Raw genomic sequence first — 23,110 nt, 5'->3', positions numbered from 1 at the left:
GGCCTGCCCCCCCCCCCTCTAGCTGGATGTCTGTTTTAAAGTCGGATGAGTACGAATCCAGTCTCTGTGCCGACGCAGTCTTTAATAACTGCTGTTTCTATTAGGCTAAATGAAATAATGTGAAACGCTGGCATTGGTTGAGGCGTAATGAAATTATAGTCGCAATTAGCTGTTTTTCTGGCGAGTTCTCGGGCAAGTATCCGAGTTGCATTGGAGGGCAAAACTGAATTAAAGGTCGAACAGACGGCTCGAGTTCTTCTCTTTGTGAGGTGAATTATGAAAGCAGTTGATAGTGCTGTTGCACCTATAGTTGCTATGATTAATGCTAAAACCGTCTTCAGAAAGTCGTAGCTTTCGTCTGAATAGGCAGAGTAGGCATAAACTGCCAGCGAAATCAGTAGAAATAGGAGGAAAGTTTTAAGTGTGCTCTGTAAGAGGTACATGCGCGATCTAATGTAGTAGGTAGAAGTTGGATCTACGCTATCGCGGTCCGAAAACATCCAGCTTTTTAGTATAAAGTCATATCTTGTGTCAAGTGCCTTGATGGTATTAATGGTTTTTGCTATTTGGTTTGTAATTGTACGGCGTTTCTTGGGGAAGTCTTTATCTACGTGAAAACTGATAACATAGCTTGAAAGCTTGAACGGTAGCTTTGGAGCTCTGTCGACAGTCATTATCAGGCCTTCCCCCAATGGAATGCCTAAGCCCTTGTGTCCTATAATTAGCCGCAAGCCTGTGCCTACCAATATTGAGTAAAGTAAAATCTTCAATTCGCTGATATAATATATTCCATGCGGCGATATGTAGCGCAGTGGCATATATGCGGCGCTGACAAGCATTAGCCATATAATGCCTCTGTGCGCCAATAGTCTAAGTATCTTAATTGGCATGCTCGAGAGCAGCTTGTGCTGGCTCTTTTTTGAATATTTAAGCCATATGAAAATAATTAGGAGAACCCACGCGAATATGCCAGAGCATTTTAATGCAATAGATATGTAGCTTAATGTCCATATGAGTATTTCGCTAGTTTCCATAGCTGTCCTTAGATTTATGATAGTAGGTGCTGAATGATATCATATTGACATCATTCGGTGTGGGTTTTGCATTTAACTATTTGAGTTCATTGCTCGGGTATTAGATCTATCGATTCGTATCACAGTATTCACTTTGAAATTTCCCACACTTTTTTCAGCTTGCCCCTCAGAAAACCCATCGCTAACCTCCTGAAGCTGCTGCAATCCCAGCGGCCGGAGGTGGAAGTCCGTATTGCTAAGGCGTTTTTAACTCCCATACATATTTGGAGCTTCGCCCATGCACAACAACACCCGGACTTCTTCAATGGATCAAAGCGCATCGCCCGTCGATCCCAAGCTTCAAGCCGTAGCCCAGCGAGCCATCAAGCATCACATGCCTCCATCCGACGAAGCCGCTACCCTCGAACGTTCAATCGATAACCTCTTCCTGATCAATCCAACCATCGACACCGAAACCCTCCTAGCCAACGCCGCCGAAAACCTCGACTCCGCAAACCAAATGGCCGCCACCCTGGCCTTCGACCTCGAAGACCCGCACCGCGCCATCATCCTGGGCATCCAGCAACTCATCGACCTAAGCGCCCTACTCATCGCCCGAGCCCAAGACCAAGTTGCGCCTGCCGCCACAGCCTGACCCCCAACCCCGCCGCCTAACCCAAGGCGGCAACCTGAACCCACGCTGTCACCCAGCAAAGTTTCATAATTCCCCGCACCGTTGAGGACTACGCTCCCACTTAAGAGAGGCCCCCCGCACCTCCAGCCCATAGGGAACTGAAAACATGATCTCGAACCTGGTTAAAGTCGCGCTGATTGCTGGCACGCTGCTGTTGGGCGCTTGTTCGACGGGGTCGTCGGGCGGCAGTGATGACCCTTGTTTCTCTGGCGGATGCCAGGCGTTTGGGGACCATAGCCCGAGCAAGACCGCCAAGATGAATTTTGGCGGCGGTGGGTTGGGGAGTAGTTATGGGGAGTATGGGTCGGGGTTGTTGCATGATGATTGATGGGGTGGTGGGGCAGTCAGAGGTGTGTTGACTGGCCCACCGCTATCGGGGGCAAGCCCCCTCCCATCTTTAGAATGCCCACATTAGGATTGTGGTGGTCTGGGGCGTGTCAGTGGCCGCCTTTCATGCGGCGGGCGATGAGGTAGATGCCCAGGCCTACCAGCGCTGTGGCGGCGCCGATGTAGCCGGTGCTCGTCCAGCCATACCCTGCAGTAATCGCCATCCCGCCAAACCACGGGCCCAGCGCATTTGCCAGATTAAACGCCGCGTGGTTGGACGCTGCCGCCAAACTCGGTGCTTCGTGGGCGATGTCCATCAGGCGAATTTGCAGCGGCGCGGCCATGGCAATCATGGTGCCGACCAGGCCGATACCGAGTAGCACGCTCCACAGCGCACTGGCGGCGAAGGTGAAGAAGATCAGCACGGCCATCGACCACACCATGATCCAGCCCACGGCGCGAAATTGCATGCGGTCAAACAGTTTGCCGCCGGCGATGTTGCCGATGATGCCGCCTACGCCAAACGCGGCGAGGCCGAAGGGAATCCATTGTGGCGAGACTTTGGTCACTTCGAGCATGGTCGGGGCGAGGTAGCTGAAGACGCAGAACATGCCGGCAAAGCCAATCGCGCCGATGGACAGGGCCATCCACACTTGGGGTTTGGTGAAGGCGCGCAGTTCTTTGCGCGGGTCGCTGCGCGGTTCGTCGCGGCGGTCCGGCACGAATTGCCAGACGAGTGCGATGGTGCACACGGCGATGGCGCTGACCAGGGCGAACGCCGAGCGCCAGCCCAGGTGTTGGCCCAGGAAGGTGGCGATGGGGTTGCCGAGCAGCATGGCGAGGGTGAGGCCCATCATTACCCGGGCCACGGCGCCGGCGCGTTTATCGTTGGGCACCATGCTGGAGGCGACGACGGCGGCGATGCCGAAGTAGGCGCCGTGGGGCAGGCCGCTGATGAAGCGGAAGGCCACCAGCGAGCCGAAGGTCGGGGTGAAGGCGGTGGCGAGGTTGCCCAGCGCGTACAGGCCCATCAGCAATAAAAGCATGTGTTTGCGCAGCAGCTTGGCGCCGAGGATGGCCAGCAGTGGCGCGCCGACCATGACGCCGAGGGCGTAGGCGCTGATGGCGTGGCCGACTTGGGGTTCGCTCAAATTCAAGTTGTGGGCGATGTCGGGCATCAGGCCCATGATGGCGAATTCGCCAGTGCCGATCGCGAAGGCGCCCACGGCCATGGCAGCTTCCATTTTGGCGGCGCTGCGCGCGGGCAGTACGTGCCCGGGTGTTTGCTGGATAGTCATGGGTAACTCTGTTTGGAAGGATTGCACGAAGGACTGCCGCCGATGCTACGCAAGCAACGGCGGAGGTGTCTAGAACAGCTGTTTGCAGCAGAGTTCAGTTTCATCTGGCCACCTGTGACGCCACGTCGCGCCTGCCAGGCTTGACACTGACGGGTTAAAACCCGCGATTTAGAGCTGTCAATTGGCCAAACGGCGCATAAACGCCCTATGGCGTGATATTCTGCGCGCCGTCTTGGTCTGGTCTTTCCCCGGCACGTACACCCGTATACGTCCCGGCGGTTGGCTGTCGTCCAGGTAGCTGAAGCCAATAATGATAAAAAGTCAGCGCAGAAGGGACATAAACAGTGAGGTCGATACGTCGGCCTTGTGTGCCCACCCTGCGGCTCTCTCGTAAATGTGCAAACCCCGCGGCGCGCTGCCTGGCGCGGCGTGATAGAGGGTTGCCCATGCTCAGGGGCGGTAGGGCGGATGGCGTTTTATCATAGGTGCTACTGATGTTTAAAAAAGTAAACACTGCCCTGCTGGGGCTGGCTTTGTCGATGGGGATCACCTCCGTTCACGCGGAAGAGGCAAAGAAAGTCGATGTGCTGCTGATCGGCGGCGGCATCATGAGTGCGACCCTGGGTGTTTGGCTCAACGAGCTGCAGCCGGACTGGTCGATGGAGATGGTCGAGCGCCTGGATGGCGTGGCCGAAGAAAGCTCCAACGGCTGGAACAACGCCGGTACCGGTCACTCGGCCCTGGCTGAGCTGAACTACACCCCGGAAAACAAGGATGGCACCGTTGAGATCCCGAAAGCGGTCGAGATCAACGAAGCGTTCCAGATCTCCCGTCAGTTCTGGTCCTGGCAGGTCCAGCAGGGCGTGCTGAAGAACCCACGTTCGTTCATCAACTCCACACCGCACATGAGCTTCGTGTGGGGCGATGACAACATCAAGTTCCTGAAAAAACGCTACGAAGCCCTGCAAGCAAGCCCGCTGTTCGCTGGCATGCAGTACTCCGAAGACCCGGCGCAGATCGCCAAGTGGGTTCCGCTGATGATGGAAGGGCGTGACCCGAACCAGAAAATCGCGGCCACCTGGACCCCGATCGGCACCGACGTGAACTTCGGCGAGATCACCCGCCAGTTCGTGGCCCACCTGCAGACCACGCCGAAGTTTGATCTGAAACTGTCGAGCGAAGTGCAGGACATCACCAAGAATGCCGACGGTTCGTGGCGTGTGAGCTACAAAAACCTGAAAGACGGCACCAAGACTGAAACCGACGCCAAGTTCGTGTTCATCGGCGCCGGCGGCGGTGCACTGCACCTGCTGCAGAAGTCGGGCATTCCTGAAGCCAAGGAATACGCGGGCTTCCCAGTGGGCGGTTCGTTCCTGGTGACCGATAACCCAACGATTGCCGAGCAGCACCTGGCCAAGGCCTACGGTAAGGCTTCGGTTGGCGCGCCACCGATGTCGGTTCCGCACCTGGACACCCGCGTGCTGGATGGCAAGCGTGTAATCCTGTTTGGCCCATTCGCGACCTTCTCGACCAAGTTCCTGAAAGAAGGCTCGTACCTGGACCTGCTGACCAGCACCACTACCCACAACATCTGGCCAATGACCAAAGTCGGTATTCGTGAATACCCACTGGTCGAGTACCTTGCCGGCCAACTGATGCTGTCGGATGACGACCGCTACAACGCCCTGAAAGAGTACTTCCCGAACGCCAAGAAAGAAGACTGGCGCCTGTGGCAAGCCGGTCAGCGCGTGCAGATCATCAAGCGTGACGAAGAGCAGGGCGGCGTCCTGAAACTCGGCACCGAAGTGGTCAGCTCCGCCGACAACACCATCGCCGGCCTGTTGGGTGCATCGCCAGGCGCGTCCACCGCGGCCCCGATCATGCTCACCGTGCTGCAGAAAGTGTTCAAGGACAAGGTCGCGACCCCTGAGTGGCAGGCAAAACTACACCAGATCGTACCGAGCTACGGCACCAAGCTGAATGACAGCCCTGAGGCTGTTGCGAAGGAGTGGGCTTACACTGCCGGCATCCTGCAACTGACCCCACCGCCTGCGATTCCGCAGTTGAACGCGCCAAAGGCAACCGAAGCCACCGAGGCTGCCAAGCCTTCGGCTGAGCCGAGCAAGCCGGCGTCTGACCTGGCGCTGTAAGCCAAAGGTTAAACCGCTGTAAGAAGCCCGCTGAACCGGTCACGGTCAGCGGGCTTTTTTGTGCGCGCGTGTTCAGGCACGCACGCGTTCGACCGGCGGCAGTTCCACCGTGCGTTCGGCAGCTGCTAGCGCCGCAGTTAAACCCGCTTGGTCCAGCGGTACGCAGTACGCAGGTTTTGCCCGCTCAAAACGCCAGCTTTCATCCAGCCCTCCTGCGTCTACGGCGTCGAAACCGAGCTTGTCGAGCAGCTTGATGACCTGCGCCTTCGCTGCGGCGTCATCGGCGGCCACCGGCAGTGCACGGCGGTCGGGCGCGCCGTGGGGGCGGGCGTCTTGCGTCAGGTCGGGGGCAAAAATCGCATTGAACACCTTGACCACGTGGGAATGCGGTAGATGCTCTGCGAGCAGCCGGCTGGTGGTGGTTTCAAAGCGGTCCAGCACGGCGATATGCCCGTCGCGGTTGGGGTAGTAATTGTTGGCGTCCAGCACCGTTTTGCCTTCCAGCCATTGCGCGGGCACGCTGCGGTAATGTTCAAACGGAATGGCCACCAGCACGACGTCGCCAAACCGGGCAGCGTCCTCGGCACTGCCCACCTCAACGCCGAGCAGGCCGCTGAGCACGCTGCTCATGGTCTGCGGGCCACGAGAATTACTCAGCATCACCTCATGCCCGGCGGCCAGCGCCAGCTGTGCCACGGCCCGCCCGATGAAACCTGCTCCAATCACGCCGATCTTCATGGTCTTGCTCCTCGTAAGTCATCGAGCAGTTATGATGATTAGCAACTGGCTGGCGATAAATAAGCGTTTTGGCGTGGGTGTTGTTACTGGGAGTAGGGAATGATGGACCGTCTTTCAAGCATGCATGCCTTTGTGATGGCCGCCGAGTTGGGCTCCTACGCCCGCGCCGCTGAGCGCTTGAACCTGTCCGCGCAAATGGTTGCCAAGCATGTTACCGCCCTGGAGCAACGCCTCGGCGCGCGCTTGCTCAACCGCACCACGCGTCGGCAAAGCCTGACCGAGCTGGGGCACGCGTACTACGAACGCTGCAAACATATCCTGACGGAGGCCGAGGCTGCCGATTCGCTCGCCCAGATCATGAATGACACGCCGCGCGGCAAGCTGAGAGTCACCGCCCCGGTCACCTTCGGTTCCTACAGTCTGATGCCGCTGATTACCGCGTTTTTGCGTGACAACCCGGACGTAGAAATTGACCTGCACCTGACGGATCGTTTCGTCGACCTGGTGGAGGAAGGCTATGAGGCGGCGTTCCGTATCGGCCCTTTGGCCACCACCGGTTTAACGGCCCGGCCCTTGGCACCTTATCGCTTGGTGGTGTGCGCGGCGCCGGCGTATCTGGCGGTGCGAGGGACGCCACAGTGCCCGGCGGACCTGGCGCAACATGAATGCCTGGGCTACGCCTTTTGGTCACGCCCGGCGGACCGTGAATGGGTCTTCCACCAAGGCGCGACGCCCTACACGGTGCAGGTCGCCAGCCGCCTTCAAATCAACGAAAGCCGGGCATTGATGTCGGCGGCACTGGATGGCTTCGGCATCGTGCTGGGCGCCGAAGACTTCCTGCGTCCGGCCTTGGCCCGGGGCGAGTTGGTGCGGGTACTGCCGGCATTTGAGGCGCCCAGCCGCCCCATGCACCTGGTTTACACCGCCAACCGACAGCGCACCGCCAAGTTGCGACGGTTTGTCGAGGCGGTGCTGGTACGCTTCGGCCAGGCGTGAGGGCTCAAATGTGGAAGCCCTGTTTTACCTGTGCATACAGATGCAGGGCCAGTGCATTGCTGCTATCGCACAGCAGGTACAGATGATGCACCGGCAGTGGGGGTAACTCGAACCCCGCAATCTTTTGCGTCAGCCCGCTGCCCATGCGGCTTTCTTCGATCAACCCCACCGCCACGCCGCTGCGGATACAGGCCTCGACCGCCGTCGAATTGGGGCTCTCCAGCAATAACCGGTGGTAAATCCCGTGATCCTTCAGCGCCTGCAACGCCGCCGCACGGTACGGGCAGCCGGCAACGGGCACGGTGATAGGCAGCGCCGCATTCGGCGCGCAACTGAAGCCCTCGGCCGCCACCCACAACGGCTGCACTGGCCCCAGGCGTTCGCCCTGAGCCAGCGGTTGTGCGCTGACGGTGATGGCCAGGTCGAGCTGATTGGCCATAAACATATTCAGCAGTTCACCGCTGGTGCGCGCTTCGACTTCCAGCTCCAGCAAGGGGTTGTCGGCGATCAAGCGCGGCAAAAACGCCTGCATGAACGCCGGCGCATAGGTATCGGGAATGCCCAGACGAATCTTGCCCTGCATGCGCTGTGGCATCAGCGCGATCAGCAGGCGGTCATGGCTCTTGAGAAACTCGGTGGTTTCGCCGAGCAGTTTCTGGCCATACAGGGTCAGCTCCACGCCCTGGTTGCTGCGGCTGAACAGGCGCTGGCCGATTTGCGCCTCAAGCTTCTGAATTTGCGTGGTCACGGTCGACGCGCTGCGGTGCACATGTTCGGCCGCCTCGTTGAAGCGCCGAAAGCGCGCCACGGCGTGAAAAGTGCGTAACAAGTCGATGTTCAGTTGTTTGGCCATGATTCCACTACTACGAATTTATGGTGCAGGTAATTCAAATGTACAGAAGCATGCGCGGCCCTTAGCCTTTGAGTCAACGTGCACTGACGGGAGGCCTCATGACGCGATCAACCTTGAAACGGCTGCTGTTGCAGGTGGCGTTTGTGCTGTCCTGGAGCTCCGGCTACATCGGCGCCAAGTTGGGTACGCAAGGCAGCGGGGCATTCAACCTGCTGTTCTGGCGCTTCCTGCTGGTGTCGGTGTGCCTGGGGCTGTTTTTGAACGTGAAGCTGTTGAAGGTCACCTGGGCTCAGATTCGCCATTACGCAGTGATCGGCTTTCTCTCGCAGTTCCTCTACCTGAGCTGCCTGTATGTGGCGATCCAAAACGGATTGCCGCCCGGCATTGCGGCCATCATCGCGGCGCTGCAGCCGTTGATGACGGCGGCATTGTCGACCGGCAGCGCTGCCGAGCGCAGCGGTGGTTGGCAGTGGGTCGGGTTGATGATCAGTTTTGCCGGGGTCTCCATCGTAATCGCCGGGCAGTACAGCAGTGGCGGGCAGAGCGTCGGCTTTGTCATGTACTTGTTGCCACTGGCCGCAGCGCTGGGGCTGACGCTGGCGACCTTGTACGAGCGCCGGGCCGCGCAGCGCCAGGACGCGGGGTTGGTGTTGCCGCTGTTCATCCAGTCGTTGCTCACGCTGATCGGCTTTTCCGGCGCCGTGCTCTATACCGGCACCTTCAGTGTTCCTCATGACTCGGACGTGTTGATCTCTATCGCCTGGCTGACGGTGTTTTCCACATTCGTCGCGTATTTGAGCTTGTGGATGTTGTTGCGGGTAATGACAGCGACCCACGTGGCAGCGCTGGTCTATCTGGAGCCACCGGTCACCCTGGTGTGGGCGGCGTTGATGTTTGGCGATGCGATCGAGGGCTCAACCTACGCCGGCATTGCAGTGGTGGTGGCGGGGCTGGTGCTGGTGCGTCTGAAACAACCGACCGTCGCCTGTACTTCCTGAGGTCCGCAGGTTCAGCAAGCCGACAGACATCACCTGTTAAAAAGAACCCATAGCCAAGCAGGAGCGCGGCTGAAACATGGGGGCATTTTTTACTGGTGCAGGTGCGGGGCGTACGCGCCCGAGGATTTTGTATGTTGCTACGTTATGCGGCATTGGCGGCGGTTGTCGTCGCAGCGTCCGGGTGTGTGCAAGAGCGTGTGGTGCATGAGCGCGGGCCGGTACAGCGTGAGTATGTCGAAGTGGTCGCGCCGCAACCGCCGCCGGTTCAAGTGATCGAGGTCGAACCGGCTCCGCGCTACGGTTATGTCTGGTCACGCGGCTACTGGCGCTGGGCCGGCGGGCGATACGTCGCGGTGCATGGCCATTGGGAGCAAGTGCGCGAAGGCTATCGTTATGTGCATCCGCATTGGGTGCAGCGCAATGACGGTTACCACTGGCAGGGTGGTGGCTGGGTTCGCTGAACCCTGGCCGAACGCCTGGCCGCAGGCGTGAGCGGGTTCGCGCCTGTAAAAAACCACTAGGTCGGCTTTTGGGTACCCAGCAGCCGAACCTCCCGCAGCAACGCGGCACCGAGCTGATCGGTGCCCAATTCCTTGTAGCCCACCGCCTTGATCTCGCCGTTTTCTTCGGCCTGGATGATGATCACCGGCGTTTCCTTGCCGGTGGCTTCGTCCACATGCAGGGCGTACTGGGGAATATCCAGCTTGATCGGCGTGCCCGCTGCCTTGCCTTGCACATTGATCAGGAACGCCGCGCAGCCAGTGTCGACATCCACACTGGTGGCGGGGCGGCCGCTGACGAAGCAGGTTTGCGGAAGGTCGGGCCAGGCGATGGTGTCGGCCAGGGTAAAGGTCGGCGTCAGGGCCAAGGCCGCGAGCAAAAGCGTGCGCACGTTGGGTTTCTCTCGATCAAGGGTAGAGGCGGTTTTTACCAAAGGCCGCAATTCACTGCAACGCTGCCTCAGGTCAGGCGTTTCATCCCGGTGGCCTTGACCGCGTTGAGGTCAAAGGTGGCGGTGTATTCACAGCCTGCCGCATGGGCACAGCGCTCTATCAGGTAGTCGGCAAACTCGGCTTTGCCTGCCGTGAATCGTCGCAGCGCCTGCCAGATGATCTCGGCATGTTCGACGGTCAATTCACGCGTACGCAGCAGCGTCTCCAAAACCGTCACCACGTCACTCTTGGCCGATTGGTAGCAGCTTTGTAATACCCATACCAGTTCCACCACGCACACCAGACTGACGAAACCCGGCGAAAGCGTGGTGAGCGATTCGATCAGCTCGGACGCCTTCGGGGATTGAACGGGATCATCCTGGGTGACATACCGCACCAGCACATTGGTATCCAGGCCGATCATTGCGCTTTTGCTCCCTGCGCAGCGATGGCGCGGTTCATGTCGTCAATCGACACGGCCTGGGCGGGCTTGCGGATCAACCCCTTGAGGTCCTGAACGGTTTTGCTCGCTGCGATGATGGAAAACTTGCCGTCTTCCGTTTCGACAAATTCAACCCGGTCGCCGGTTTCCAGGCCGAGTGCGGTCCTGACTTGGACAGGAATGGTGATTTGCCCTTTTGAAGTAAGTGTGGCGGTCGCCATAGTGAAGATCTCCATCGTAATGTTCCTTACCCTAAGGTAAGGATTGATGAAGGACAAGATCCGTTGGTCCATAGGTCGCTCTGCTGGTAGGCGTGGGTGGGAACAGGTAAAACCCTAGTTCGAAGTTTTCACGTTCACACGCTTTTTAGAGCCCCCAAGAGATACAAGCTATGACCGACCGCCACCGCATCATCCCGCCCGCCATGCAAGCCATCGTAGAGCGCGCGGGCTACGTGCCTGCCGTAAAAGTTGGCAACACTTTGTATTGCGCAGGCCAGGTCGGTCGCACGCCGGAATTGGCCGTGATAGAAGACCCCGAGGCGCAATTCATCGCCGCCTGGGAGAACCTGCGGCAAGTATTGGAGGAGGGCGGCTGCCGTTTTGAAGACGTGGTCGACATGACCACGTATCACGTTGATATGAGCCAGCACATGGCGGTTTTTCGCGAGGTGAAAAACCGCCTGTTCCCACGCGGGCATTGCGCCTGGACGACCATCGGCGTGTCAGAACTGGCGCATCCCGGGTTACTGGTGGAAATCAAATGTGTGGCGGTACAGCGCTAATTCATTGCACAACGCGATAGCACGGCACATACGCGGCACCGCCCGGCAGCTTCATGCGGTGCTGGGCGACAAACGCCTGTAGCAGCTCGTCCAGCGGTTTCATGATGGCCGGGTCGCCGTGGATTTCGTACGGGCCGTGCTGCTCGATCAGGCGAATGCCCTTGTCCTTGACGTTACCGGCCACGATCCCCGAGAACGCACGGCGCAGGTTGGCGGCCAGTTCGTGGGGCGCCAGGGCGTGGCTCAGTTGCAGGCTGGCCATGTTTTCGTGGGTCGGGTCGAATGGGCGCTGGAAACCTTCGTCGATCTTCAGCAGCCAGTTGAAGTGGAAGGCGTCGTTGCGCTCGCGGCGGAACTGCTTCACGGCCTTGAGCCCGGCCGTCATCTGGCGCGCGACTTCGGCTGGGTCGTCGATGATGATCTGGTAGTGCGCCTGCGCCGCTTCGCCGAGGGTGGCACCGACGAAGGCATGCAGTTGTTGCAGGTACGGCGCCGCATGTTTCGGCCCGGTGAGGATGACCGGGAACGGCACGTCGCGGTTGTCCGGGTGCATCAGGATGCCCAGCAGGTACAGGAACTCTTCAGCCGTGCCGGCGCCGCCCGGGAAGATGATGATGCCGTGGCCGACGCGCACGAAGGCTTCCAGGCGTTTTTCGATGTCCGGCAGGATCACCAGCTCGTTAACGATCGGGTTTGGCGCTTCGGCAGCGATGATGCCCGGCTCGGTCAGGCCCAGGTAGCGGCCGCCGGTGATGCGCTGTTTGGCGTGGGAGATGGTCGCGCCTTTCATCGGACCTTTCATCACGCCAGGGCCGCAGCCGGTGCACACGTCGAGGCTGCGCAGGCCCAGTTCGTGGCCGACTTTCTTGGTGTATTTGTATTCTTCGGTATTGATCGAGTGGCCGCCCCAACACACCACGATTTTCGGCTCGACACCCGGGCGCAACGTACGGGCGTTGCGCAGCAGGTGGAACACGTAGTCGGTGATGCCCTGGGAATTGCTCAGGTCGATGCGCTGGCTGTCCAGCTCGTTCTCGGTGTAGACGATGTCGCGCAGGGCGCTGAACAGCATTTCGCGGGTGCTGGCGATCATTTCGCCGTCGACGAAGGCGTCGGCCGGCGCATTCAACAGTTCCAGGCGTACGCCGCGATCCTGTTGATGGATACGCACTTCAAAGTCTTTATAGGCGTCGAGGATGGTCTTGGCGTTGTCGATGTGCGCGCCGGTGTTAAGGATGGCCAAAGCGCACTGGCGGAACAACGTGTAGATGCTGCCGGTACCGGCTTCGCTCAGTTGCTGGACTTCACGCTGGGACAGGGTTTCGAGGCTGCCCTTGGGGCTGACGGAGGCATTGATGACTTGACGTTGGGGCATTCTGATTCCTTGAAAGCACAGCCACCGCACCCGCCAGGGGTGGCGATGGCTGGAGAATGGTGAGCGCCGAACTCGGTCGCACGAGACGCACAGTTTGGCAGGCATGAGGCCGTGCGCAAACTCCGTCCAGCACCATCATGCCGCAGAACTTACTGAATCAGCTTCCAGTTTTTGTAGAAAACCCGACGCAGGGTGAACACCAGCCCGGCAAAGCCCGAGATCACGGCGTTGAGCACGGAGGGCAGCAAGGTCGGCCGCACAATATCGATGAACAGGCAGTAACGCTTGGCGTCGTTCTTGTTGAAGGACGCGTGCATCAGCGTGTCATCGAAGATAAACAGTGGGTCGTCGTGCCAATAATGCTTGTGTTTGCCCACCTGGATGTAAACACCCTCGTGGTGCGGCGCCGGTGCCATGTTGTAGAGCACTCGGAACATCATGCGCAGCGGGCCGAAGTGGAACGACGTCGAGCGGTTTTCGTTGAACACCGACACCCCGATGGTCTTCACGAACGGCAGTTTTTTGCGCAGCTGCGGGATGTCCAGCGTGGTTTCGATCGGGCGGCCGTACCATTGGAAAAACAACATGCCGCGCTTTTTCTCGGCCATGCGTTCGTCCAGGTAACCGATGATTTCGTCCTTGTGGGCCATGGCGTCGTCGATTACCTGTTGCAGGTCTTCACGCCAGGCGGGCGGCAGGTCGTTCATGGTGTAGACGTGGCGGTTGCGCAGGCTGAAGAGGTCGAACAGGGTATTGAACGGCGCCAATATCCACGTGTTGCGGCCGTTGCCGACGAAGTATTTCTTGATCGTGTCGCGGTCGTACAGGCCGTTGCGCAGGAAGTCATAAATGCCGCAGAACAGCACCAGCAACAGAAATACCAGGGTGGTGCGCGGGAAGCAGTACATGAACAACAGAACGCCCAGCACCCAGGCGGCTGAGACCAGCTTTTTTTGAACAGCACTTTTACTCATGAAGCGTGGCTCCGAACCTGAAACAAAGCGAAACAATGTTGCCATGATAGTGGGTTCCGGCGGCGCTGGGCGTTTTAAATATTGCGAAATTGTGAAGGCCTGGCACAGTTTTTAACCCGCGCGGTGGCGTATCCGGCCTTTTGTTGATTGGATTTTGTAAACAGAAGATTTGCGACTATCGTGACGCTTCGGTTTTTTGGACGTCATAGACCGGTACGATTAAGCTGAATGGCCACCATTGGCCTTCGGCACCTTGGAAGAGGCAGAAATTTTATGATCATCAAACCGCGGGTTCGTGGCTTTATCTGTGTGACCGCTCACCCTGTTGGCTGTGAAGCGAACGTCAAAGAGCAGATCGACTACGTCACCCAGCATGGCGTCATCGAAGGCGGCCCAAAGAAGGTGCTGGTCCTCGGCGCCTCCACCGGTTACGGCCTGGCCGCGCGCATCAGTGCTGCGTTTGGCTGCGGCGCCGATACCCTAGGTGTGTTTTTTGAGAAAGAAGGCGAAGAAGGCAAGCTGAGCTCCGCCGGCTGGTACAACAGCGCAGCGTTCGAGAAGTTTGCCGTTGAAAAAGGCCTGTACGCCAAGAGCATCAACGACGACGCGTTCTCCGACGAGATCAAGCGCCTGACCATCGAAACCATCAAGAAAGACCTCGGCAAAATCGACCTGGTGGTGTACAGCCTGGCCGCGCCACGCCGTACCGACCCGCAAGGCGTGGTGCACACCTCCACCCTCAAGCCGATCGGCAAGGCCGTGACCCTGCGCGGTATCAATACCGACAAAGGCGTTGTGGTCGATACCACGCTTGAGCCTGCGACCCAGGAAGAAATCGACGGCACCGTGAAAGTCATGGGCGGCGAGGACTGGCAGCTGTGGATCGACGCGCTGCGTGACGCCGACGTGCTGGCTGAAGGCGCCAAGACCACCGCCTTCACCTACCTCGGTGAAAAGCTGACCCAGGACATCTACTGGAACGGCTCCATCGGCGAAGCCAAGAAAGACCTCGACAAGAAAGTCCTGACCCTGCGCGACAACCTTGCTGCACTCAAGGGCGACGCCCGTGTGTCGGTGCTCAAGGCGGTGGTCACCCAGGCCAGTTCGGCGATCCCGATCATGCCGCTGTACCTGTCGCTGCTGTTCAAAGTGATGAAAGAGCAGGGTACCCACGAAGGCTGCATCGAGCAGGTCTACGGCCTGTTCAAGGACAGCCTGTACGGCAAAGAGCCGAAACTGGATGCCGACGGCCGCCTGCGTGCCGACCTGGCTGAGCTGGAGCCCAAAGTCCAGGACGCCGTGGCGGCGCTGTGGAACCAGGTGACTGACGACAACGTTAACGAAATCAGCGACTTCGCCGGTTACAAGGCTGAGTTCCTGCGTTTGTTCGGTTTTGAAATCGACGGCGTTGATTACGAAGCTGATGTGAACCCGACCGTGAAGATCAAAGGCCTGATCCAAGCCTAAACACGGTCAAAAAATGTGGGAGCGGGCTTGCTCGCGAATGCGGTATGTCAGTATCAGATACAGGGGCTGACACTCCGCTTTCGCGAGCAAGCCCGCTCCCACATTTGCTTTGTGTGAACTCAAAACCCTCCTAAACGCCATCGCGCTCCCGCCACTGCCCTTAATCTGCCAGACTCCTTCGGCTATCAAGCCACGCTAACGGAGGATCTGATGACGATTCGTGCAGTAGTTTTTGATTTCGGCGGTGTCCTGTTCGACTGGAACCCGCACCACCTGTACCGCCAGCTGATTGCCGACGATCACGAGCGGCAACACTTTCTCGACACCATTTGCACCCAAGCCTGGAACACCGAGCAGGACGCCGGTCGCAGCCTGGCCGAAGGCACGCGCCACCTGATCGAGCAGTACCCGGAACACGCACCCTTGATCCAGGCCTATTACGACCGTTGGCACGAAATGCTGCGCGGCGCGTTGCCAGAAGGTGTGGCGATTCTCGAGGCGTTGCATCAAGCCGGTATGCCGCTGTTCGGGCTGACCAACTGGTCGGCTGAAACCTTTCCCTATGCGCGGGCCAACTACCCGTTCCTGCAGTATTTGCGCGACATTGTGGTCTCCGGCGAGCTGAAGCAAATTAAGCCGGACGCGGCGATCTATCACGCGAGCCTCGGCCAGGTGCGCGCCCATCTGCCGGATATCCAGCCGGGCGAGGTGGTGTTTATCGACGACGTGGCGGGCAATGTCGAGGCCGCCGTCGCCCTCGGTTGGCAAGGTATTCATCACGTGTCGGCCGAGCGTACTGCGGCGCGCCTGCGGGCGTTGGGCGTGGACTTTTAGCGCGCCCATTTTTCCATGGCGAAATCCACAAAGGCGCGCAGCTTGGGCAGGCGGTAGCGGTCCTGTCTGTAAAGCAGGTGCATGGGGCGGCGGGGTAGCGTGTAGGACGTTAACAAGGCTACCAGCTTGCCGCTCTCCAGGTCCGGTTGTACCAGGGCATCGGCCAACATGATGATGCCCATGCCGTTCAGGGCCGCCTGGCGCAGGCCTTGCGAGCTGTTGATGGTCAATGACCCGGACACCGGCACCTCCACCTCGCCTTCCCCGCCAGTCAAGCGCCAGAGTTTGTCGGAGTCGCGCCAGTTGTCGGTCGCGGGGTAGGCGAACGCCAGGCAGTCATGGTGCTGCAGGTCACTGGGTGTCTGCGGCGTGCCGCGGCGTGCCAGGTAATCCGGTGAAGCGCAGAGGGTGAGGGTGTAGGCCTGCATGGGCCGGGCGATCAGGCTGGAGGTTTCCAGCTCACCAAGGCGGATTGCTACGTCGAAGCCGCTGTCGACCAGGTCCATCCGCTCGTTGCTGAGCACCACGTAGAGGTTGATCAGCGGGTAGCGCTGAGAAAATTCGCTCAGGGCAGGCGTCAGGCGTTCGGTGCCGAATACCGGTGGCGCGGTAATGCGCAGGTTGCCCTTGGGCGTTTCGCTGTGGGCCTGCTCCGCCAACACTTCAGAGTCGGCAACCAGCCCCAGTACCTCCAGGCAGCGCTGGTAATACTGCCCACCAAACTCGGTGAGGCTTTGCTTGCGCGTGGTGCGCTTGAGCAGGCTGACGCCCAGGCGCTGCTCCAGGGCGCGGAGGTGATTGCCGACCATGGTGGTCGACATCCCGCATTCCTGCGCGGCGGCCGTCATGCTGCCGCTCTCCACCACCTTGACGTACACCGACATTGCCTGGAACAGATCCATTATCAAGCCTTGGTTTAAAGTCATTACAGGAATGCGCAGTTTATCCAGCTCGGGTGGCTAACGATACTGGTGCCATCACCATGATGCACTGGAGCCTGCCACCATGACCGCCGCCTGCCTGATGACCACGTATCAACCCTTGGCCCTGAGCTTCACCCGCGGCCTGGGTACGCGCCTGTGGGACCAGCAGGGCCGTGAATACCTCGACGCGGTCGCCGGCGTGGCGGTGACCAATGTCGGGCATTCCCACCCTCGGCTGGTGACTGCGATCAGTGAACAGGCGGGCCTGTTGCTGCACACCTCCAACCTCTACAACATTGATTGGCAGCAACGACTGGCCCAGCGCCTGGCACAGTTGTCTGGCCTTGACCGTGCGTTCTTCAACAACTCCGGCGCCGAAGCCAACGAAACAGCGCTGAAACTCGCACGGCTGCATGGCTGGAAAAAGGGCATCGAAGAGCCGCTGGTGGTCGTGATGGAAAATGCGTTTCACGGGCGCACCCTTGGCACCATGGCGGCCAGCGACGGGCCGTCGGTGCGCCTGGGGTTTCAGCGCTTGCCGGGGGATTTTCTCAAGGTCGGGTTTGGCGACCTGGCGGCGCTGGAAGCCATCACGCAACAATTCGGCCCGCGCATTGCCGCGGTGCTGATGGAACCGATCCAGGGCGAGAGTGGCGTGCTGCCAGCGCCGCCCGGCTACCTCAAAGCCCTGCGCGAGCATTGCACGCGCCACGGCTGGCTGATGATGCTCGATGAAATCCAGACCGGCATCGGCCGCACCGGCGCATGGTTTGCTTTCCAGCATGAAGGCATCGTGCCGGACGTGATGACGCTGGCCAAAGGCCTTGGCAATGGCGTGCCCATCGGCGCCTGCCTGGCCCGGGCCGCTGTGGCCCAGCTGTTCACACCCGGCAGCCACGGCAGCACATTCGGCGGCAACCCGCTGGCCTGCCGCGTGGGCTGCACGGTGCTGGACATTATTGAAGAGCAAGGCCTGCTGCAGAACGCCGCGCAACAGGGCGAGCGGCTGTTGGCGCGGCTGCGTGTGGAGTTGAGCGAGCATCCGCAGGTGCTGGCGATTCGCGGGCAAGGCCTGATGGTCGGGATCGAACTGGCACAGCCTTATCGCGATCTGGCCTATCGCGCAGCGCACGAGCACGGCCTGCTGATCAATGTGACGCGCGGCAAGATCATCCGCCTGCTGCCGCCGCTGACGCTGGAGGCCAAGGAGGTGGAGATGATCGTAAGGGCCATCGCCCGCTTATTGGACTGAAACCCGGTAAAAGTGTGGGAGCTGGCTTGCCTGCGATAGCATCACCTCGGTCTGACATTAAGACCGAGGCGCTTGCATCGCAGGCAAGCCAGCTCCCACACATGCCCACATTGAATCCGTGTGACTTTCACAGATCTGGGCCGTTGAGCCACTCCTGATTCATGGTGTCGGTATCGCCCAGGTACTCCAGCAACCAACTCATCGCCGGCGACAATTTGCTCTGCGCCCAGGCCACGCACGATGGGCTGGCCGGGAACGGCCGACGCAATTGCAGCGCGACCAGCTCGCCACATTCGATCCACGGCAACACCTGATGCGCCGGCGCCATGCCCACGCACAGGCCATCGCGCAGGCAATCAAGCGCCGAGGACCAGTTGGGTACCACCAGCCGGCGTTGGTTATCCAGGGTCCAGGTGTCGCGCTTGGGCAGGTTGCGCGAGGTGTCGGTCATGCACAGCGAGGCGAACGGCCGCAGTTGATCGTCACTGAGCAAGCCGTCCAGCGCCGCCAGCGGATGCCTGGCGCTGACCACACACAGCCAGTTCAGCAGGCCCATGTCGCGAAAGGTGAAGTGGCTGGCCACCGGCACCGCGCTGGTGGCGCCGATCACAATGTCGGTGCGTTCATCGGCCAGGGCATCCCATACGCCGTTGTACACCTCGTATTCCAACAGCAATTCCACCTCGGGAAACTGCCGATAGAAGTCCAGCACCAGTTGCCGGCAGCGCTGGGGTTTGACGATGGAATCCACCGCAACCTTCAATTGGCCGCTCCAGCCATTCGCCACCTGCTGGCACAAACGCCGTGTACCGAGCATTTTTTTCATCACGCCGCGGGCTTCGTCTATAAATAGACGGCCGGCCGGGGTCAGCTCCACGTCACGATGTCGCCGCACAAACAGCGGCACCGCCAGCCATTCCTCGAGCTGACGCACCGTATAGCTGATGGCCGAAGGCACGCGGTGCAGTTCCTGGGCGGCCGCGCTGAAGCTGCCGTGGCGCGCCACGGCATCCACCACATCCAGCGAGTATTCGGACCACATGATGTTTGCCTTCAAAATATTTGATAGAGGTGTCCAATTATTATCGCTTCACACCAAAACTGTCAGCTTCATAATGGGCGCCAGTCAGCAAATAGTTTGATGGCAAGTTCAGCAAGGCTTCAATGAAAAATTCTTTTGGTTTCACGTGGTACCTGGCGGGGCTGAGCATGCTCGGTTATCTCGCCATGGATATGTACTTGCCGGCGTTCGGCGCCATGGGCGAGCAGTTGCAGATCAGTGCGGGTGCCGTGGGCGCCAGCTTGAGTATTTTCCTCGCCGGTTTTGCGGTGGGGCAGTTGTTGTGGGGGCCGTTGTCCGACCGCCTCGGGCGCAAGCCGATACTGCTGGCGGGCCTGAGCCTGTTTGTAGTGGGTTGCCTGGGCATGTTCTGGGTCGAAACCGCGCCGCAACTGCTGGCGTTGCGTTTTATGCAAGCGATTGGCGTGTGTTCTGCGGCGGTGAGCTGGCAGGCACTGGTGATCGACCGATATCCGGCCGATAAGGCGCATCGCGTGTTCGCCAGCATCATGCCGCTGATGTCGCTGTCACCGGCCCTGGCGCCGTTGCTGGGCGCCATGGTGTTGAATCACTTCGGCTGGCAGGCGATCTTCGGTGTACTGCTGGGCGTGTCGCTGCTGTTGCTGCTGCCGACGTTGTTGCTGCGCAAAATGCCCAAACGTCGGGCAGAGGAGGGCGAACCTTCGCGCCTCGGTTATGGGCAGTTGCTGACCTCCCGCGTGTTCACCGGCAACGTGATGATCTTCGCTGCCTGCTCGGCCAGTTTCTTTGCCTGGTTGACGGCTTCGCCCTTCATTTTGGGCGACATGGGTTACAGCCCGAATGACATCGGCCTGAGCTACGTGCTGCCGACGTTGGCGTTTCTGATTGGTGGTTACAGCTGCCGCAGCGCATTGCAGCGCTATCAGGGCAAAACCCTGCTGCCCTGGTTACTGGTGGCGTACTGCATCAGCATGGTGGCGTTGTACCTGGTCGCCACGTTGACCGTGCCCACCCTGACCACCTTGCTGATTCCGTTCTGCCTGATGGCGCTGGTCAACGGTGCCAGTTACCCGATCGTGGTGGCGAATGCGCTGATGCCGTTTGCGGAAAATTCCGGCAAGGCAGCGGCACTGCAAAACACCCTGCAGCTGGGGCTGTGCTTTCTCAGCAGCCTGCTGGTGTCGTCGATGATTGACCAGCCGTTGCTGATCACCGTGATTGTGATGCTCGCAACGGCGCCGTTGGCGGTGCTGGGGTATTGGCTGGCGCGGCCGAAGACGGATAACTCGGAACTCGCAAACGCTTAAATCTGCACTGCGATCAAAAATGTGGGAGCTGGCTTGCCTGCGATAGCATCGCCTCGGTGATTCCGAAGTACTCAGGTGTCTGCATCGCAGGCAAGCCAGCTCCCACAGTTGATTGGGTTTCTTCAGGGGTTAGAACGTGACTTCCATGTTCAGCGTTGGCGTGGAAGTCCGAGTCCCCCGGCCGCCGTCCACGCCGAACTTGTTGTGCCAGTACTCATAGCCCACCCCGAGATACAGGTTCGGCTTCACGTTTTTACCCGGCCGCACCGCCACCATCAGCGCGGTGCGCATCAGCGTTTCTGGCGCGGTGTCGCGGCCATGGTAGTCCTCGCCTTTGTCCCCGACGTAATTGATAAAACCCTGGAATTTCGCCGCATGGTTGGCGATGTCGAACGGGCGCATCCACGTCAGGTTGAGCATGTAGGTGTCGTCAAACGTATGGTTTGACTCCTGCGCGCCGGGGATGCCGGTGTGGTTCTTTTCCTTGTAGTACATCAGGCTCAGGTCCAACACACCGACCGTGTTGAACTTCAGCGTCGGGCCGATCACGAGTGCGCGCTTTTTGGCTGAGGCGACGTTGTTGTTGCGGTTGGCATCAAAGCCCAGTGTCAGCGCGTAATCCTTGATCAACCCAGTGCCGAGCGGCACATCAAACACCCGCGATGCATACAGTTGATGCCGGTAAACGGCGTAGACCTCACTGCCGCCATGGTCGGTGCCCTTGCGCGGGTCGTGGCTGTCGGACAGGAACACATCCAGGTTCAGGTAGTTGCTGCCGTATTGGTAGCCACTGGCGTGGGTAAAGCTGTAGATGCGTTTGCTGAAATCATCGGGGTTGTTCGGATTGGTGAAGTGTTGGCCATAGCGAAATCCTACGCTGTTGTTCATCCATTCCACCGCGACAGCCTCCCCACCGCCGAGAAGGGTCAATGCAACGGTTGCGCCCTGTAATGCCTTTTTCATTGTTTTAGGTCCTTTGGCGTTCTGGCTCATGACGGCCGGATTGTTTTTGTAACGCCGATGGAGGGTATCTTGTTCGATTGATTGTATACAACTCTATGGACATGCAGTCCAAACATTGCATACAGTGTTCGCACAACAAAAACAGAGAACCCCTCACCATGACTATCCCGAAGGCGTCACCGCAGCGGCCAGAAGATGAGAATCTTGGCACCGCCGCCAACATGGCTTACGGCCTGCAGCATGTGCTCACCATGTACGGCGGCATCGTTGCCGTGCCGTTGATCGTCGGCCAGGCGGCCGGTTTGTCGCCGGCGGATATCGGCCTGTTGATCGCCGCGTCGCTGTTTGCCGGTGGCCTGGCCACGCTGTTGCAGACCCTGGGCCTGCCATTTTTTGGCTGCCAGCTGCCGCTGGTGCAGGGCGTGTCCTTTGCCGGTGTGGCGACCATGGTGGCGATAGTCGGCAGTGATGGCGCCGGCGGACTACCGGCGATTCTCGGCGCGGTGATGGCCGCGTCGTTTATCGGCTTGCTGATCACGCCGGTGTTCTCACGGATCACCAAGTTTTTTCCGCCGTTGGTCACCGGCATTGTGATCACCACCATTGGCCTCACACTGATGCCAGTGGCGGCACGCTGGGCCATGGGCGGCAACAGCCGCGCGGCGGATTTCGGCAGCATGGCCAATATCGGCCTCGCCGCGTTGACACTGGTGCTGGTGTTGCTGCTGAGCAAGATCGGCAGCGCGGCCATTTCGCGGCTGTCGATTCTGTTGGCGATGGTGATCGGCACTGTGATCGCGGTGTTTCTGGGCATGGCGGATTTCTCCGGTGTGGCCCAGGGGCCCATGTTCGGTTTCCCCACGCCGTTCCATTTCGGCATGCCGACCTTTCATGTGGCGGCAATCATTTCCATGTGCATCGTGGTGATGGTCACCCTGGTGGAAACCTCGGCGGACATCCTCGCGGTGGGCGAGATCATCGACACCAAGGTCGATTCCAAGCGCCTGGGTAATGGTTTGCGCGCCGACATGCTGTCGAGCATGTTCGCGCCGATCTTCGGTTCATTCACCCAAAGCGCGTTCGCCCAGAACGTCGGCCTGGTGGCAGTGACCGGGGTAAAGAGCCGCTTTGTGGTGGCCACGGGCGGGGTGTTTCTGGTGGTGCTGGGGCTGTTGCCGTTTATGGGCCGGGTGATCGCGGCCGTGCCGACATCGGTGCTCGGCGGCGCCGGGATCGTGCTGTTCGGCACCGTGGCGGCCAGTGGTATTCGCACGCTGTCCAAGGTGGATTACCGCAACAACATGAACCTGATCATCGTGGCCACGTCTATCGGCTTCGGCATGATCCCCATCGCGGCGCCGAACTTCTACGACCACTTCCCCACCTGGTTCGCGACCATTTTCCACTCGGGCATCAGTTCGTCGGCGATCATGGCGATCCTGTTGAACCTGGCGTTCAACCACTTCACCGCGGGTAACTCGGACCAGCAGTCGGTGTTCGTGGCGGGTACTGAGCGCAGTTTGTGCTTCCACGATGTGGCAGCATTGCGCGATGGGGATTACTTCAGCGGCGGCAAGTTGTTTGATGCTGAAGGGAAAGAGATTCCGGTGGTGGCTGACGTGCCAAGGAAGGCCGTAAAACCTGAAACCACCGAAGTCTAAAAATGTGGGAGCGGGCATGCTCGCGAATGCGCTGGAACAGTCGAAACCTTCATTGACTGACACCCAGCATTCGCGAGCAAGCCCGCT

At 59.6% G+C, this 23,110-nt stretch carries 24 protein-coding genes; 12 read left to right on the top strand and 12 right to left on the bottom strand.

Annotated features, from left to right (window positions below):
- Positions 1 to 35: 35 nt before the first annotated feature.
- Positions 36 to 1,034, bottom strand: a complete 999-nt coding sequence (locus AACW30_RS20065; protein ID WP_200623189.1) for a hypothetical protein — start codon at positions 1,032 to 1,034, stop codon at positions 36 to 38.
- 277 nt (positions 1,035 to 1,311) lie between these two features.
- On the opposite strand from AACW30_RS20065, the gene AACW30_RS20060 reads away from it, so the two are divergent.
- A complete protein-coding gene (locus tag AACW30_RS20060; protein ID WP_200623187.1) occupies positions 1,312 to 1,668 on the top strand; it encodes a DUF6124 family protein in 357 nt (118 codons plus the stop codon).
- 145 nt (positions 1,669 to 1,813) lie between these two features.
- Complete coding sequence (locus AACW30_RS20055) at positions 1,814 to 2,035, top strand: hypothetical protein (protein ID WP_200623184.1); 222 nt, start codon at positions 1,814 to 1,816, stop codon at positions 2,033 to 2,035.
- A gap of 109 nt (positions 2,036 to 2,144) precedes the next feature.
- Here the strand turns inward: AACW30_RS20055 and AACW30_RS20050 are convergent, their stop codons facing one another.
- Positions 2,145 to 3,332: an MFS transporter gene (locus AACW30_RS20050; protein WP_119739228.1), complete on the bottom strand. Its 1,188-nt coding sequence runs from the start codon at positions 3,330 to 3,332 to the stop codon at positions 2,145 to 2,147.
- A gap of 494 nt (positions 3,333 to 3,826) precedes the next feature.
- Here AACW30_RS20050 and mqo point away from each other — a divergent pair, with 494 nt between their 5' ends.
- On the top strand, positions 3,827 to 5,482 hold the full coding sequence (gene mqo / locus AACW30_RS20045; RefSeq protein WP_119739230.1) for a malate dehydrogenase (quinone): 1,656 nt from the start codon (positions 3,827 to 3,829) through the stop codon (positions 5,480 to 5,482).
- Between the two features lie 72 nt (positions 5,483 to 5,554).
- Here mqo and AACW30_RS20040 read toward each other — a convergent pair whose 3' ends face one another.
- Positions 5,555 to 6,220, bottom strand: coding sequence for an NADPH-dependent F420 reductase (locus AACW30_RS20040; RefSeq protein WP_119739232.1), 666 nt, complete (start codon positions 6,218 to 6,220; stop codon positions 5,555 to 5,557).
- A 99-nt stretch (positions 6,221 to 6,319) separates the two neighbouring features.
- Here AACW30_RS20040 and AACW30_RS20035 point away from each other — a divergent pair, with 99 nt between their 5' ends.
- Entirely contained in the window at positions 6,320 to 7,216 is an 897-nt protein-coding gene (locus tag AACW30_RS20035; RefSeq protein ID WP_200623182.1) for a LysR family transcriptional regulator, read from the top strand.
- A 4-nt stretch (positions 7,217 to 7,220) separates the two neighbouring features.
- Here AACW30_RS20035 and AACW30_RS20030 read toward each other — a convergent pair whose 3' ends face one another.
- Complete coding sequence (locus AACW30_RS20030) at positions 7,221 to 8,069, bottom strand: LysR substrate-binding domain-containing protein (RefSeq protein ID WP_200623181.1); 849 nt, start codon at positions 8,067 to 8,069, stop codon at positions 7,221 to 7,223.
- Between the two features lie 98 nt (positions 8,070 to 8,167).
- Between AACW30_RS20030 and AACW30_RS20025 the strand changes: the two genes are divergently transcribed.
- Positions 8,168 to 9,067, top strand: a complete 900-nt coding sequence (locus AACW30_RS20025) for a DMT family transporter (protein WP_200623176.1) — start codon at positions 8,168 to 8,170, stop codon at positions 9,065 to 9,067.
- A gap of 131 nt (positions 9,068 to 9,198) precedes the next feature.
- Positions 9,199 to 9,528 (top strand): YXWGXW repeat-containing protein, encoded by a 330-nt coding sequence (locus tag AACW30_RS20020; RefSeq protein ID WP_106576901.1) that lies wholly within the window; start codon positions 9,199 to 9,201, stop codon positions 9,526 to 9,528.
- Positions 9,529 to 9,584: 56 nt separating this feature from the next.
- Here AACW30_RS20020 and AACW30_RS20015 read toward each other — a convergent pair whose 3' ends face one another.
- The 3 genes from AACW30_RS20015 to AACW30_RS20005 form a co-directional block, all read right to left on the bottom strand.
- Positions 9,585 to 9,959 (bottom strand): hypothetical protein, encoded by a 375-nt coding sequence (locus tag AACW30_RS20015; RefSeq protein WP_106576900.1) that lies wholly within the window; start codon positions 9,957 to 9,959, stop codon positions 9,585 to 9,587.
- Positions 9,960 to 10,027: 68 nt separating this feature from the next.
- Positions 10,028 to 10,423, bottom strand: coding sequence for a PIN domain-containing protein (locus AACW30_RS20010; protein WP_200623174.1), 396 nt, complete (start codon positions 10,421 to 10,423; stop codon positions 10,028 to 10,030).
- Positions 10,420 to 10,677 (bottom strand): AbrB/MazE/SpoVT family DNA-binding domain-containing protein, encoded by a 258-nt coding sequence (locus AACW30_RS20005; protein WP_106576898.1) that lies wholly within the window; start codon positions 10,675 to 10,677, stop codon positions 10,420 to 10,422. The genes AACW30_RS20010 and AACW30_RS20005 overlap by 4 nt, the downstream gene beginning before the upstream one ends.
- Positions 10,678 to 10,832: 155 nt before the next feature.
- On the opposite strand from AACW30_RS20005, the gene AACW30_RS20000 reads away from it, so the two are divergent.
- Entirely contained in the window at positions 10,833 to 11,225 is a 393-nt protein-coding gene (locus AACW30_RS20000; RefSeq protein WP_200623172.1) for a RidA family protein, read from the top strand.
- Between the two features lies 1 nt (position 11,226).
- On the opposite strand, the gene ppnN is transcribed toward AACW30_RS20000, so the two are convergent.
- On the bottom strand, positions 11,227 to 12,600 hold the full coding sequence (gene ppnN / locus AACW30_RS19995) for a nucleotide 5'-monophosphate nucleosidase PpnN (protein ID WP_106576896.1): 1,374 nt from the start codon (positions 12,598 to 12,600) through the stop codon (positions 11,227 to 11,229).
- A gap of 149 nt (positions 12,601 to 12,749) precedes the next feature.
- Positions 12,750 to 13,574 (bottom strand): aspartyl/asparaginyl beta-hydroxylase domain-containing protein, encoded by an 825-nt coding sequence (locus tag AACW30_RS19990; protein ID WP_106576895.1) that lies wholly within the window; start codon positions 13,572 to 13,574, stop codon positions 12,750 to 12,752.
- Between the two features lie 273 nt (positions 13,575 to 13,847).
- Between AACW30_RS19990 and fabV the strand changes: the two genes are divergently transcribed.
- Positions 13,848 to 15,041, top strand: coding sequence for an enoyl-ACP reductase FabV (gene fabV / locus AACW30_RS19985; protein ID WP_200623170.1), 1,194 nt, complete (start codon positions 13,848 to 13,850; stop codon positions 15,039 to 15,041).
- Between the two features lie 210 nt (positions 15,042 to 15,251).
- Positions 15,252 to 15,875 (top strand): HAD family hydrolase, encoded by a 624-nt coding sequence (locus tag AACW30_RS19980; protein WP_200623168.1) that lies wholly within the window; start codon positions 15,252 to 15,254, stop codon positions 15,873 to 15,875.
- Here AACW30_RS19980 and AACW30_RS19975 read toward each other — a convergent pair.
- Positions 15,872 to 16,777: a LysR family transcriptional regulator gene (locus tag AACW30_RS19975; RefSeq protein ID WP_106576892.1), complete on the bottom strand. Its 906-nt coding sequence runs from the start codon at positions 16,775 to 16,777 to the stop codon at positions 15,872 to 15,874. The two genes, AACW30_RS19980 and AACW30_RS19975, sit on opposite strands and share 4 nt — an antisense overlap.
- A gap of 103 nt (positions 16,778 to 16,880) precedes the next feature.
- Here AACW30_RS19975 and AACW30_RS19970 point away from each other — a divergent pair, with 103 nt between their 5' ends.
- The gene (locus AACW30_RS19970; protein WP_200623167.1) at positions 16,881 to 18,050 is read left to right on the top strand and encodes an aspartate aminotransferase family protein; all 1,170 of its coding nucleotides are present in this window, start codon (positions 16,881 to 16,883) and stop codon (positions 18,048 to 18,050) included.
- Between the two features lie 127 nt (positions 18,051 to 18,177).
- Here the strand turns inward: AACW30_RS19970 and punR are convergent, their stop codons facing one another.
- Positions 18,178 to 19,092: a DNA-binding transcriptional activator PunR gene (gene punR, locus AACW30_RS19965; RefSeq protein ID WP_200623166.1), complete on the bottom strand. Its 915-nt coding sequence runs from the start codon at positions 19,090 to 19,092 to the stop codon at positions 18,178 to 18,180.
- Positions 19,093 to 19,214: 122 nt separating this feature from the next.
- On the opposite strand from punR, the gene punC reads away from it, so the two are divergent.
- Positions 19,215 to 20,399, top strand: a complete 1,185-nt coding sequence (gene punC, locus AACW30_RS19960; RefSeq protein WP_106576888.1) for a purine nucleoside transporter PunC — start codon at positions 19,215 to 19,217, stop codon at positions 20,397 to 20,399.
- Positions 20,400 to 20,528: 129 nt separating this feature from the next.
- Here punC and AACW30_RS19955 read toward each other — a convergent pair whose 3' ends face one another.
- A complete protein-coding gene (locus AACW30_RS19955; protein WP_200623165.1) occupies positions 20,529 to 21,362 on the bottom strand; it encodes a nucleoside-binding protein in 834 nt (277 codons plus the stop codon).
- Positions 21,363 to 21,520: 158 nt separating this feature from the next.
- Here AACW30_RS19955 and AACW30_RS19950 point away from each other — a divergent pair, with 158 nt between their 5' ends.
- On the top strand, positions 21,521 to 23,023 hold the full coding sequence (locus AACW30_RS19950) for a nucleobase:cation symporter-2 family protein (protein ID WP_119739254.1): 1,503 nt from the start codon (positions 21,521 to 21,523) through the stop codon (positions 23,021 to 23,023).
- Positions 23,024 to 23,110: the final 87 nt, after the last annotated feature.

The organism is Pseudomonas sp. MF6747, assembly GCF_963890955.1.
In the GTDB taxonomy this organism is placed as follows: Bacteria; Pseudomonadota; Gammaproteobacteria; order Pseudomonadales; family Pseudomonadaceae; genus Aquipseudomonas.
The sequence above is the reverse complement of the archived record's forward strand: the minus strand, read 5'-3'. Positions and strand labels throughout refer to the sequence as shown.